12 protein-coding genes are annotated in these 11,566 nt (G+C 64.8%); 10 read left to right on the top strand and 2 right to left on the bottom strand.

The window, feature by feature from the left end:
* From Q0331_RS09620 to Q0331_RS09590, 7 genes are all read left to right on the top strand, one after another.
* The coding region (locus tag Q0331_RS09620) for a sensor histidine kinase (RefSeq protein WP_298076135.1) at window positions 1-719 on the top strand (719 nt) is incomplete at its 5' end.
* Window positions 720-1,403 (top strand): response regulator transcription factor, encoded by a 684-nt coding sequence (locus Q0331_RS09615; protein WP_298076134.1) that lies wholly within the window; start codon window positions 720-722, stop codon window positions 1,401-1,403.
* A 265-nt stretch (window positions 1,404-1,668) separates the two neighbouring features.
* Window positions 1,669-2,733 (top strand): HNH endonuclease signature motif containing protein, encoded by a 1,065-nt coding sequence (locus tag Q0331_RS09610; protein WP_298076132.1) that lies wholly within the window; start codon window positions 1,669-1,671, stop codon window positions 2,731-2,733.
* Between the two features lie 59 nt (window positions 2,734-2,792).
* The gene (locus Q0331_RS09605) at window positions 2,793-3,728 is read left to right on the top strand and encodes an ABC transporter ATP-binding protein (protein ID WP_298076131.1); all 936 of its coding nucleotides are present in this window, start codon (window positions 2,793-2,795) and stop codon (window positions 3,726-3,728) included.
* Between the two features lie 35 nt (window positions 3,729-3,763).
* Window positions 3,764-4,504, top strand: coding sequence for an ABC transporter permease (locus tag Q0331_RS09600; RefSeq protein ID WP_298076130.1), 741 nt, complete (start codon window positions 3,764-3,766; stop codon window positions 4,502-4,504).
* Between the two features lie 20 nt (window positions 4,505-4,524).
* Window positions 4,525-5,457, top strand: a complete 933-nt coding sequence (locus tag Q0331_RS09595; protein ID WP_035004345.1) for an ATP-binding cassette domain-containing protein — start codon at window positions 4,525-4,527, stop codon at window positions 5,455-5,457.
* Complete coding sequence (locus Q0331_RS09590) at window positions 5,457-6,191, top strand: ABC transporter permease (RefSeq protein ID WP_298076127.1); 735 nt, start codon at window positions 5,457-5,459, stop codon at window positions 6,189-6,191. The genes Q0331_RS09595 and Q0331_RS09590 overlap by 1 nt, the downstream gene beginning before the upstream one ends.
* On the opposite strand, the gene Q0331_RS09585 is transcribed toward Q0331_RS09590, so the two are convergent.
* Both Q0331_RS09585 and Q0331_RS09580 read right to left on the bottom strand, forming a co-directional pair.
* Window positions 6,184-6,765 (bottom strand): TIGR03089 family protein, encoded by a 582-nt coding sequence (locus tag Q0331_RS09585; protein WP_298076126.1) that lies wholly within the window; start codon window positions 6,763-6,765, stop codon window positions 6,184-6,186. The two genes, Q0331_RS09590 and Q0331_RS09585, sit on opposite strands and share 8 nt — an antisense overlap.
* Window positions 6,765-8,441: an LCP family protein gene (locus tag Q0331_RS09580; RefSeq protein ID WP_298076125.1), complete on the bottom strand. Its 1,677-nt coding sequence runs from the start codon at window positions 8,439-8,441 to the stop codon at window positions 6,765-6,767. Before Q0331_RS09580 ends, Q0331_RS09585 begins: the two co-directional genes overlap by 1 nt.
* Window positions 8,442-8,488: 47 nt before the next feature.
* Here Q0331_RS09580 and Q0331_RS09575 point away from each other — a divergent pair, with 47 nt between their 5' ends.
* From Q0331_RS09575 to Q0331_RS09565, 3 genes are all read left to right on the top strand, one after another.
* Complete coding sequence (locus tag Q0331_RS09575; protein ID WP_298076124.1) at window positions 8,489-9,313, top strand: sugar nucleotide-binding protein; 825 nt, start codon at window positions 8,489-8,491, stop codon at window positions 9,311-9,313.
* 11 nt (window positions 9,314-9,324) lie between these two features.
* Window positions 9,325-10,194, top strand: coding sequence for a glycosyltransferase family 2 protein (locus Q0331_RS09570; RefSeq protein WP_070487826.1), 870 nt, complete (start codon window positions 9,325-9,327; stop codon window positions 10,192-10,194).
* A 75-nt stretch (window positions 10,195-10,269) separates the two neighbouring features.
* Window positions 10,270-11,352 (top strand): NDP-sugar synthase, encoded by a 1,083-nt coding sequence (locus Q0331_RS09565; RefSeq protein WP_298076123.1) that lies wholly within the window; start codon window positions 10,270-10,272, stop codon window positions 11,350-11,352.
* Window positions 11,353-11,566 lie beyond the last annotated feature (214 nt).

The following is an 11,566-nucleotide window of genomic DNA, read 5'->3' as shown; positions in this document are numbered from 1 at the left end:
CCGCCGTGACCGTCGCCCTGATGTGGTTGACAGGTCGCTATTCGCTGCGCCGCGACCAGGCTGTCGAGGCGCTGGCCGCCCGCGCCGAGCTCGCCACCGTTAGCGAGCGCAACCGCATCGCCCGCGAACTGCACGACATCGTCGCGCATTCCCTCACTGTCGTCATCGCACAGGCCGATGGCGGGCGCTACGCGGGCCGCAAGGATCCCGACAAGGCCATCGAGGCCCTCGACACTATCGCCGCGCGCGGCCGCTCGGCTCTGACCCAGATGCGGGAGCTGCTCTCTGTTCTTCACGATGACGCCCCCTCGCCGCGTTCTACCACCGTCACCCCTGGGGTGGCTGGCGTGCCCGACCTGGTGGCGGATGCGAAGCGCAACGGGGTGGAGGTGCAGCTGCACGTCACGGGTGAGCCGCGCCAGTTGGACGAGGTCCGCGACCTCAGCGTGTACCGCATCGTGCAGGAATCCCTGACTAACGTGCTGAAGCACGCGGGTTCTGTGCCCGCGCAGGTGCGGCTGGAGTGGGAGCCCGCCCGGGTGACAATTAGCGTGGATAACGCGCCGGGCGATGAGCAGATAGAGGGCTCTGGCCGCGGCCTGACCGGCATCCGCCAGCGCGTGGCGATCCACGGCGGCGAGGCCAAGTGGGGTGCTTCCGCGGTGTACCCCGGCGGGTGGAACGTGACCGCGACGGTGCCTTTTGCGAAGGAGGATTAAGTGATTAGCGTAGGTTTGGCCGACGATCAGCAGCTGGTGCGTGCCGGCTTTGGATTGGTGTTGGATTCGCAGGATGACATCACCGTCCGGTGGCAGGCTGCCGATGGCCAAGAGGCCTGCGAGCTGGCCGAATCGCAGCCCGTGGACATCATCCTCATGGACGTGCAGATGCCGAACATGGATGGCATCGAGGCGACCCGCCGGGTGGTTTCCGGTGATTCCGGGGCGCGCGTGATCGTGCTGACTACCTTCGATAACGACAACTACGTCCTCGGTGCAGTGGAGGCCGGGGCCAGCGGCTTTCTGCTCAAGGACACCGACCCCGAGGACCTCATCTCCGCCGTCCGCACCGTCGGTGATTCGGCGGCCGTGATCAGCCCGAAGGCCACCGCGCGCCTGCTGCGCAGCATCCGCATGGAGCAAACCCCGCAGCGCCGCGAGCCCGTGGAGCTGGATCTTCCCGATCCGCTGACCCCGCGCGAGCTGGAGATTCTGAAGCTCATCGCGCTGGGCTTCAGCAACCAGGAGATCGCCGACAAGCTCTACATTTCGCTGCCCACCGTGAAGACGCACGTCGGCCGGGTGCTCACGAAGACCCAGTCGCGCGATCGGGTGCATGCGGTGCTGTTTGCCTTCAAGTATCGCCTCGTCAGTTCCGAGGATTTACTCGAACAGACTTTCTAAAACCTCTACCTTAGCTTTACGGGTGTTTTCGCTGTTAGGGCTGGTGGCGTCAATAAAAAGGAAAAAAGTTTCGCCGGGGGTATTGACTTGGTTTGATGGTGTGTTCTATTCTTTAGTTAGGAAGTTTGGCGGGGGCACCACAACCTCGCCGCTGGATTAGGGGAACTCCATGACTACCTCACCACCATCGTTTCGAATAGCCAGTTCGCAGGATCCGCTGACCGTGGCGGCGCGGCAGCTCAATCAGCAACAATTCCAACTGATAATGGCATGCGTCCCGGACGGGGAGGATCTGGTGCCCGATTTCTGCACCCGCCTCGCCGTACGTCTGGGAGTTTCGGCCGGGGTCGCGGAGGCCTGGGCCGAGGCCGCTTTCGTATTGCGCGACTTTCCGCGGCTTGTCGAGCTGTTTCACCAGGGGTGTTACACGGCCCGCCACGTGCTGCGGGTGGCGCAGGATCTGCTGCCGGTGTCGCCCGACGACCGGGAGAGGGTTGAGGGCAAGGTTCTTGAGGTATTGACGCCCTCACGTCCCGACCAGCACGTGTTTTCACCGAGGACTATCCACAACCGCATCTCGAAGATTTTGCGGGAGGTCGATCGGAACGTCGTACCTAAGGATGAGGCCGCCGCGGCCGAGCCAAGCTTCAATGTGGATTGCCGCGACCCTGAGTACACCACCTTCACGCTGCGGGTTCCGCGGATGGAGGGTATCGAGGTCGACAAGATTGTGCGCGCCACCGCCAAGAAGTACGAGTGCTCGCAGCCGGAGGCGATGCTGCGGCTGATCACGGATAAGGCCGAGGTTTCGGTGACTCTGAACCTGTACCACGACCCGGCGAACGACGGTGCGGTGCTGGGAGAGGACCACTGGCTGAACCGCTCCGCCTCCAAGACCTGGTTGCAGCGGGTGACTCACCTGTCCGCGCCGGGCTACGCGGAATGCGAGGGTTACGTGCCGACGGAGAGCATCAAAGCAGCCGTCGCCGGGCGCGACCTGCACTGTCGCTTCCCGGGCTGCGAGGTTCCCGCCTACAAGTGCCAGTACGACCACGTGCGGCGCTACGGCAGCGGACCGACGTCCACGGCGAACTTGCACCTACTCTGCTCGAAGCACCACAACCTCAAGACCGCCGGCAGCTGGGATGTCGCCCTGCACCCCGACGGGCACGAGGTATGGACCTCCCACGGCGACGGGCACAGCGTGATCACCGAGGCCGAGGGGCCGCTGGGGCGCGAGACCTTCGCCCAGCGCAACGTCCGCAAAACCAAGGCGCTGGCCGAGTACCACCAGGCGATCGAAGAACAGGAGGGCGGGCCGTCATACTGAGGTAGGACACGCAAGATCAACCCCTCGTCCGATGTGGGAACACCACCCCGGGCGGCAGCATGGGAACCATGATCATCGTGGAAAACCTCACAAAGAGGTACGGCAAGAAAACAGTAGTCAACGACCTTTCATTCACCGTCCCGGACGGGCAGGTGACCGGCTTCCTCGGGCCCAACGGCGCGGGCAAGTCCACCACCATGCGCTGCATGCTCGGCCTCGACAAGCCGAGCGCCGGCAAGGTGACCTTCAGCGGCAAGGGGTACGCCGGCGATTTCGCAGGCCTGGATAACAAGTCCAGCATCGCCGGCGCGGTCCTGGACGCCGCCTGGTTCACCCCTGCCCGCAGCGGCCGCAACCATCTGCGTGTCATCGCGAAGGGTGCGGGCATCTCCGACAAGCGCGTGGACGAATGCCTCGACATGGTGGGCCTCACCAGCGCGGGCAAGAAGAAAGTCGGCGGCTACTCCCTCGGCATGAAGCAGCGCCTCGGCCTGGCCGCCGCCCTCCTTGGCAACCCGCAGCACCTGATCCTCGACGAGCCGGTCAACGGCCTCGACCCGGAGGGTGTGTCCTGGATGCGTCGCACCATCCGCCATCTTGCCGACGACGGCCGCGGCCTGCTGGTTAGCTCCCACCTGCTCAGCGAGATGCAGCAAACTGCCGACCGCCTGGTGCTGATCGGCCAGGGCAAGCTCATCGGCGAGCAAACCCTAGACGAGTTCCTCGCCGGCGGCGCCCACGTGGAGGTCGAGTGCAAGGAAGCGGTCCTGCTAGCAGACAGCCTGCGCAGCCGCGGCTTCCAGGTCGATCTGGACCGGGAGCGGACGCTGCGTGTGGGCGTCAACAACATTCCAGAACACGAGGTGCGCGCGGCGATCGCGGCAACGGCCCTGGAGGAAAAGTTCGCTGTGACCAAGCTCGCGACCACCGCCGACAACCTGGAACAGCGCTTCCTCGCCGCGACGGCGGGGCAGCAGGAATACCGCAGCAACTAGACCCGCACCGACCCCGCACAGAAAAGAGACAAACCATGCTCAAAGCAATCTCCTCCGAAGTTACGAAGCTGCTAAGCCTCCGCAGCACCTGGATCTACGTGATCCTTTTCACGGGTTCGATCTACGGCCCGACGACGCTCTACATGCTTTTCAATGACTCCCCGCGCTTGGACGGCGGCTGGCCCGACCTCCTATTCGGCGGAATGATCTTCCTGATGATCGCCATCATCTTCGGCGCCTCGACGACCGGCGGCGACATCAGTAACCACATGACGGCCCACGCTTTCCTCACCCAGAAACACCGGAGTTCCTGGCTGCTAGCCCGCGCGCTGGTGGCGGCGGTGTTCGTGGAACTGAACTACATCCTCGGCGTGGCGCTCAGCTGGGCGGTGTTCAATGTATTCCCGGCCGGGCACTTCACCGGCGAAGATCAGCTGCTGCTGTGGGGATACGCGGTGGGCGCCCCGGCTTTCGCCGTGATGGCCGTCGGCATCGCCGCACTGCTGCGTAATCGAGTGGGTGCCATCGCACTGCCGCTGGTGTGGATGCTGGTGGTCGAGGGCCTGCTGTACGCCGCGGGTGAAAAGATCTCCTTCCTGAAGACTCTGTACAACCTCTCCCCGGGCAGCCGCGTCCAAGACATGCAAACCTGGATCTACGCCCAGGACCACACCGACATGGTCAGCCCCGGCTTCGGTTTCGCGGTGATGATCGCCTGGATGGTTGCCCTGCTGGTGCTGGGGCTGTACAGCAACAAGGTCCGAGACGTGAAATAGGTTTTAGTTACACTGGCGCCATGATCGCAGTAAAAGAATTAACCAAAAAGTATGGGTCCACGGAGGTTCTCCATGGGCTCACTTTTTCTGTCCCAGACGGGCAGGTCACGGGCTTTTTGGGTCCGAACGGCTCCGGCAAATCCTCAACAATGCGCTGCATCCTGGGGTTGGACACGATAGGCAAGGGGGAGGTCACCTTCGACGGCCAGCCCCTAAGTGCCTACCGCGCCCAGCGCCCGCACATTGCCGGCGCGCTGCTGGAACCCACCTGGTACATGCCCGGCCACTCCGCCCGGGCGCACATCCGCTCCATCGCGCAGGCGGCCGGGATCTCGCAGTCCCGCGCCGACGAGTGCCTGGAGCTGGTGGGCCTGGCCGGGGTGCAGAAGCGCAAGATCAAGAAGTTCTCCCTCGGCATGAAGCAGCGCCTGGGCCTCGCCGTGGCCCTGTTGGGCGACCCGAAGCACCTGATCCTCGACGAACCGGTCAACGGCCTCGACCCGGAGGGCGTGCACTGGATGCGCGAGCTCATCCGCCGCAGCGCCTCCGAAGGCCGCGCCGTGCTGGTCAGCTCCCATCTCCTGCACGAGATGGAACTCACCGCCGACCGCCTGGTCGTCATCGGCAAGGGCTCCCTCATCGGCGAATACACGATGGACGAGTTCCTCCGCACGGGCGCCCAGCCCACCATCCGGATGCGTGTAGCCGATCCCGATTCTTTTGTGGACGCCACCTCACGCTTGGACGGCATCAACCTCACGCGGCGCCCCGACGGCTCCCTGGAGTTCGCCTCCGAGGCCCCCGACTTGGATCGACGCCTCGGGGAACTAGCGCGCGATACCGGCGCGGTGGTGCTGGAAATGACCCCGCAGCGCGCGGGGCTGGAACAGAAGTTCCTGGACGCGACCGGCCAGGCAGTGGAGTACAGGACTCAGGACAGGAGGGGTCAGTAATGCTAGGAATCATCCGCAGTGAGTGGACGCGCTCGCGCGTCATGTGGGGCACCTGGATCATGCTGGGCTTCGTCCTGCTGTTCTACATCGGTGCCAACGCGCTGACTCTGAGCTACTACAGGTCTGAATATGGGATGAACGAGCCGGAGGTGGGTCTGATGGAGCTGGGCGTGGGCCTTATGCCGGCGTACCTGATGATTCTGTCGCTTTCGGCCGTGCGGGTCAGCGGTACACGCGGGCACAACCTGCACGCGCAGTCTTTCCTGGTGATCCCCGCCCGTTGGCAGCAGCTGTTCGCGCAGATGTTCGTCAACGCAGCCCTGGCGATGGTGACCATGGCCGTGGCAGTGGGAGTCTCGGTCGCGATGATGGCGACCCTGCCGCAGAAGATCAACACCGACCAGCTGCCGCTGCTGGGCTACACGATCCTGTTTGCCGGGCTGATCAGCCTGATGGCCTCCGCGATCGGCGTGTTGATTCCCTCTTCGGCCGGCGCGGTGGCGCTGCCGCTAGTGTGGGCGACCGCGGTGGAGCTGATCTCTCAGCAGCTCAGCCAATGGATCGCCGATAACATCGCGCCCTATTTGCCGTTCAACAACATTTGGATGATCCTGGGCGGCAGCGTCTCCATCGGCGGGCACGAAACCCCTGTCAGCGTGGCCATCGTCTGCGCATGGACGGTGGTGCTGGTGGCCTGGGCCTTCCTCGTCCACCAGCGCAAGGACGTTAAATAGTCGCGTTCTCCGCCGCTGCGATCTCGGCCGTGGGCTCGGTGGCCATTACCACCGACCCACCGTCGCGCAGCGGCTTTAGTGTATCCAGCATCGACTGGGTATCGGTCCACGCGGGCACCAGCACCCGCGGACCTTCTGGGGCGGGGGCGGCCGCCGGGCCGGGATAGTCATCCGGCTGCACGCGCAGCTCGGGGGAGAAGTCGTTCACACCGAAGGGCAGCTCCCCGCCGGATTCCTCCACTCCACGGCCGAAAGGGTCGTCGGAGAGCACGAAAACCTCACCCGAGTGGGCTTCCGCCAGAGCTAGGTCGTCGGTAAAAAGCACGTCGCAAGAGTCGGCGTCCACAATAGAAACACCAGTGCGACAGCAACCCAGAACAATCATGAGCGGCTGCCAACCCGGGGCGCAGGCGATCCCGACCGAGGCCGGGGCGAGCGAATCCAGCAGGTGGGCGGCCTTCGACTGCCAGTTGTGCAGGGTCTGGGCGGATAGCTCCATGCGGCCAGCCGGGGTGTAGGTGGTCAGGCGCGGGCTGGCCGGATCCTGGGCAACGAGCGGGGCGATAATATCCATTAGTTCACACACATCGGACCGTCGCCACCGGCGTCGATCGGATCCTTTCGGTCGGTGCCCTGGCCGGTACCCGGCGTGCCGACGGTGGCGGGCTTGTCAGAGCCGGTGCTGTCAGTGCCGGTCTGGGATGCGGAGGCGTCCTCGTCCGGGATGCCGTCGCCGTCGAGGTCCTTGATGCCCTCGGTGAGCGTGCCGACGTTCGGGTCGTCCGGCTTGGTCAGCGGGGCGGACTGCTCCAGAATGCCCGGGCCGGCGTAGGTGCCGGACAGGGTGACGGAGAGCTCGTGCTCGTCCAGGGAGGAATCCTCCACCACGTTCAGCCCGCCCAGCTGCTTCGCCAGGGCACGGGCCGCCGGGTCGTCGGGGTTCTTGGCGTTCACCTGGGACTCGGAAATGCCGGTCTCGGCGTGGTTGCCGACCTTGCCCGGCTTGTAACCGTAGTCCTTAGCCAGATCCGACACGCGAGCGGCAAGACCGGGCGCCTCGGAGGCGTTAAAGACGTTGACCTTGTAGTCCTTGGCCTTGTAGTCGGTGATGTCGGCGGGCTTGTCGGAGGAAGTGCTTTCCTCGCCCGCCTTGTCGCCCAGCAGATCCTCGAAGAACTCGTGGACCTGGTCGTTATCCACCGTCACGACGGACTCGCCGTAGTCGCCCGTGCCGTCGATGCTGGTCACGGGGATGGTCTGGAAGCTCACGTTGCCGCCGGCCATGTTCTGCATCTGCGTGGCCAGGCCCATCACGTCCCAGCCGCTGTCCAGCACCACGGATCGCTGCACCGCGTCGTTGAGCTTGGACATGCTGCCCGGGTCGGTCAGGGTCTTGGAGGAGAGCACCTTGTTGGCCAGGCTGGCCATGTAGGCCTGCTGGCGGGTGATGCGGTCCAGGTCGCCGCGCGGCAGCTCGTGGCGCTGGCGGACGAAGCTTAGCGCGTTCTGGCCGTTGAGGGTCTGGCGGCCCTTCTTAAACTTCGCGCCGGACAGGGGCTCGTCGACCTTGTTCTTCAGGCACACGTCCACGCCACCAACGGCGTCGGTGAGCAGCACGAAGCCCAGCAGGCCAACCTCGGCGTAGTGGTCGACGTTGATGCCGGTGAGGTCCGCCACGGAGCTGATGAGCGCTTGGCGGCCCGCCTCGGTGGACTTGTGGTCGATGTCGGACTCGCTGTAGTCGCTGTTCTTCGCCAGCTCCTGCGACTTCTCGAACTTGGCGGTGCCGTACACGCCGTTGAGCTTCATGTTGCCGTTGTCAGGGGTACTGACGTACGTGTCGCGGGGCAGCGACACCGCGGTCGCCGAGGAGCCATCGTTCGGGATACGGATGAGGATCATCGTGTCCGTGTTCGTGGCTTCTTCCTCGCCCGCACGAAGCATGTCGATTTCCTTCTGGGACAGCGGGTTGCCCTTCGCATCTGTACGGGAATCCACGCCCACCAGCAGAATGTCGGTCGCCCCGTCCGGCTGGTTGCCGAGGTTCAGGTTGTCCGCCTGGGCCAGCCCACCGTTCAAATTGCCGACCGCCATGTAGCCGATACCCATCACGACCAGCGCGAGTGCCGAGACCGCAGCCAGCACCCCGCGCGACCAGCCAGGGCCGATCTGCTTGGCTTCTACACCACCGGGGGCTGCCTGGATACGCCGTGAATGGCGGCTTCTCTGATGCCCTGTCTGCTCTGTCATTGTTCACACTTTAGCGGCAAAGATGCCGCTGGTGTAGTACTGATTTTATGAGTGTTTTGGTTTTCGGAGCCTCCGGTCAGGTAGGCCGGGCCCTGCTGCGCCTCCGCCCCGACTTTGTGCCGGTAGGGCGCGCGCACGCGGACCTCGCCGTTGCGGGATCTGTGGACTCTTTCTTATTGACGCCGCCGTCTGCCGTGGACGCCATCGTCAATCTCGCTGCATTCACAGCCGTGGACGATGCCGAGAAGCCTGAAAACGCGAGCGTGGTGCACCAGGTAAACGCGGTAGCCCCGGGGAGGATGGCCTCCTGGGCCGAGGTGCATGGGGTGCAGATGTGGCACGTCTCCACCGACTACGTGTTCTCCGGAGACCTGCCGGTGGGCTGCGAAAATCCGGTTGACGGCCAGCCCGGCCCGCTGAACGCCTACGGGCGCAGCAAGTTGGAGGGGGAGCGGCGGGTGCTGAACCTCGGCGGCCACGTGGTCCGCACGGGCTGGGTCTACGACGCGACTGGGCGCAACTTCGCCACCACCATGGCGCGCCTGGCGCGGACGGGCGTGAACCCCGCGGTAGTGGACGACCAATACGGCCGACCTACCCATGCTGACGTTCTAGCAGCGGAGCTGGCGGCGATGGTGGACGGGCGACAGTCTCCGGCGATCAGCCACGTGACCGGTTCCGGACCGCTGACCACATGGTGCGGCTTCGCCCGCGAGATCTTCGCCACACTGGGATGCGATCCGGCACGAGTAAAGGCCATTCCGAGCAGTGAGTATCCCACTCCCGCGCGCCGGCCCCGCAACAGTGCCCTGCAGATTCCGGCGACCGGCCTGCCCGCGTGGCGGGATAGTTTGCGGGCTGCCCTGGGGTAACCTCAACGGCCATGACAGAGGCACCCATCGCGATTATCACCGTGACCTATTCACCGGGGGAGTACCTAAACAAGTTCCTGGACTCGGTGCCAACCAACGCGCGGGTCGTCATGGTGGACAACGGTTCCACGGACGGAGCTCCCGAGGCGGCCGCGGAGGCCGGGCGCGCGGAGCTGCTCTACAGCGGGGGCAACGTCGGCTACGGGGCCGGTATGAACCTCGGTGCCCGCCACCTGCGCGCGGCCCGTGAAGCCGGAGAGATCAACTCGGACTACCTGGTGATCTCCAACCCGGATGTCGTGTTTAGCGAAGACGCGATCGAGAAACTATTGGAGGCGGCGCGGCGTCACCCTCGAGCAGGAGCGCTGGGCCCCCGCATCGTAGAGGCGGACGGCAGCGCCTACCCATCCGCCCGCGCGGTGCCGCAACTCGGCTCCGGCATCGGGCATGCGCTGTTGGGCAAGATCTGGCCGACCAATCCCTGGACCAAGCGCTACCTGGACGACGAAGACATGGACAGCGAGCGAACCGCAGGCTGGCTTAGTGGCTCCTGCCTGCTGCTGCGCTGGGATGCCTTCGAGGCCCTGGGCGGGTTCGACGAGCGGTACTTCATGTACATGGAAGACGTGGACCTGGGCGACCGGCTGGGGCGCGCGGGTTGGCTGAATGTTTTCGTTCCGAGCGCGGAGATCCGGCACGCAAAGGGGCACGTGGCGGGCAAGCACCCGGACGTCGTGCTGAAGGCCCACCATGACAGCGCCTACCGCTTCCAGGCGGATCGGCTGCCGGGGTGGCGCTACCTTCCGGTGCGCATGGTGCTGAAGGCCGGGCTGAAGATCCGCGAGAAGATTGCAATTGCGGCAGCGCACGGCGTGGGTTGAACGCCGAAGCAAGAACAGTGACTAGTGTGTGAAAACCAATAGCAAAAAGCAGTAAGGAACAGAAAGGCCAAAGAAGTGGTAGATCTCGCAGCCACGACCGACGCAGTGATCCTGGTCGGAGGCAAGGGCACCCGACTGCGCCCCCTGACTAACTCCATCCCGCCGCCGATGCTGCCGGTGGCCGGTGCACCAGTCCTGGAGCACCTGCTGGCCCGCATCAAGGCCGCCGGGATGACGCACGTGGTGCTCGGCACCTCGTTCAAGGCCGAGGTCTTCGAAGAGCACTTCGGTGACGGCAGCCACCTGGGCCTGGAGATCGAGTACGTGGTGGAGGAGGAGCCGCTGGGCACCGGCGGCGGCATCCGCAACGTGCTGGACCACCTGCGATACGACCGCGCGATGGTTTTCAACGGTGACGTGCTGGGCGGGACGGATCTGAATGCCGTGCTGAAGACCCACGTGGAGCAGGAGGCCGACGTGACGCTGCACCTGCTGCGCGTCTCCGACCCCCGCGCCTTCGGCTGCGTGCCCACGGACGCCGACGGCCGCGTGAGCGCGTTCCTGGAGAAGACGGAGGATCCGCCGACGGACCAGATCAACGCCGGCAGCTACGTGTTCAACCGCTCTGTGATCGAGAAGATCCCCGCCGGCCGCCCGGTGAGCGTGGAGCGCGAGATCTTCCCGGCCCTACTGGAATCCGGCGCCCGCGTGTTCGGCCACGTTGACCAGTCCTATTGGCGCGACATGGGCACGCCAGCGGACTTCGTGCGCGGGTCCTCGGACCTGGTGCGCGGCATCGCCCCCTCGCCGTTGCTCGATGGGCGCCACGGGGAGAGCCTGGTGGACGAGTCCAGCGCCATCGCCGGCGGGGCACTGCTTCTGGGCGGCACCGTGATCGGCCGCGGCGTGGAGATCGGCGGCGGGGCGCGCGTGGAGGAATCTGTGGTCTTCGATGGCGTGCAGATCGAGGCGGGCGCGACTGTGGAGCGCTGCGTGATTGCCGCGGGCGTGCGCATCGGTGCGCGGGCTCACCTGGTGGACTGCGTGATCGGTGAGGGGGCCGTTATCGGTGCCCGCTGCGAACTGCGCGATGGCCTGCGCGTGTGGCCGGGAGTGAGTTTGCCGGACGGTGGCGTGCGCTTTTCCTCCGATATCTAGCTATTTTCGTCACTCGAGGAAAAAATTTAGACAAATTTCACTACATCTAGTGTGTCCTGAACTAAAGGTTCAGGAAAATGTCTATATGTTGTGGTTTTAGCTAGCGCTCCGTGCATACGTTGTGGTTACGTTAGGGCCCATTTTCTCAGGAGGCTGTGGTTGTAGGGGCGCTAGTGACCGATGTGGCTGAAGTGGCTTGAGGGAATTTCCCAAA

Origin of the sequence: uncultured Corynebacterium sp. (genome assembly GCF_937999985.1) — a bacterium.
Classification (GTDB): Bacteria; Actinomycetota; Actinomycetes; order Mycobacteriales; family Mycobacteriaceae; genus Corynebacterium.
This window is presented reverse-complemented; position numbering and strand designations above follow the sequence as displayed.